We start from the raw sequence: 1,213 nt of genomic DNA, 5'->3' as shown, positions 1-1,213 counted from the left end.
TTCTGCTCGGCCAGTGCCTGCGGGGTTGTTATAGGACTGATGCAGGGTCGGCTTACCCGGTTCTAGCGATTCTGCTGCGTGGCGGATTTCCTCCATGACTTCTTCGTAGGTCGGGCCGGTGGGACCTGGGCTGTCGGCACTGGTGAAGGTGCGGGTATTGTTCGGGATGCAACTAGCAGAGGAAGGGCTTCGGGGACTTCCGTGATCTACAGGAATGCCAGATTCAAGCGACATATTTGTGAACTTGAATGTTCCTATTCTTCCGTCTTTGGTTGTGCATGACATAATATTGGGATTTTCGTTGGCGTAGGTAACTTTTACGCCGTTTCCCTGATTTACCGTGGAATAAGTATATTGTTGCTGAATTTCCTGGTTGGCATTATCTGCACCTGTATTTTTCTCATCGTAACCATCTTGACTGCCTCGCGAAGTAGTTGTTTCAACTTCGATTTGGCAAACTTTAGCTGATGTGTCAGAACAAGGCGCAGTAATAACGTATGCATCAACGTTAGTGGTACCGCAAAATCCTAGAATGCAAGATAGAGAAAAAATCCCACTGCATTTTATTATTTTGTTCATTATTTTAGTCTTCTACCTGTTCGTAACCGATAATTTTCCATGAAGAGTCGGAGTACTTAAATTCAAATTTCCAGGTGTCATTATCCTTCTGGATATTTCGGTTTCGGTGCCATTCTCCGGTAGGCTCCACAAGAGTTATATAATTCCACTCGCGATATGCCTTCCAAAAATAGGTTTCCCCATCCTCAGACCACGGATTTCCATCAGCAACATAGTTGTCAATGCCATCAATAATCCACCCGCCGCGCTTATACAAGTCCTCAAAGCTCTTATATCCCTTAAGTTCACTTTCAAAATTACTGGAAATGTATTTTCGGGATTCCGTAAAATCGCCTACTTGAATTCCGTAATTAGTCCATTTCACCCAAGCATCCATCGTCTTACGGATACCTTCAATAGACTTCTCACGATAGCCCTCTTCAGGGGCGTTAGGCTTCGGCACGTTCTGAGCAGGGCCCTTGCCGTCCGCAGGGCGGTACTCGCCATCAGGCGCCTTCGAGCCGCCCGAGTAGCCTCGGACAGTAGAGGGGGTTGCTGAAGCTGATGCAGATTCAGATGCCGCAGCAGAAGTAGATGCCGATTCGCTTGGTGCGGCAGTTGCGGTGGCTGCCGCCTCGTTATTTGCCTGCTGGCC

1 protein-coding gene and 1 pseudogene are annotated in these 1,213 nt (G+C 47.8%); both read right to left on the bottom strand.

Annotation, left to right across the window (positions count from 1 at the left end; translation table 11 throughout):
* Positions 1 to 579: pseudogene (locus tag HMPREF2842_RS09270) on the bottom strand (hypothetical protein); the annotation flags it as partial.
* A 4-nt stretch (positions 580 to 583) separates the two neighbouring features.
* Positions 584 to 1,213, bottom strand: a 630-nt coding sequence (locus HMPREF2842_RS06670) for a DUF6318 family protein (protein WP_070643667.1), incomplete at its 5' end; no start/stop codon positions are given.

Origin of the sequence: Rothia sp. HMSC069C10, assembly GCF_001812205.1 — a bacterium.
In the GTDB taxonomy this organism is placed as follows: Bacteria; Actinomycetota; Actinomycetes; order Actinomycetales; family Micrococcaceae; genus Rothia; species Rothia mucilaginosa.
Note: the sequence above shows the minus strand (reverse complement) of the source record. Positions and strands in the feature narration are given on the sequence as shown.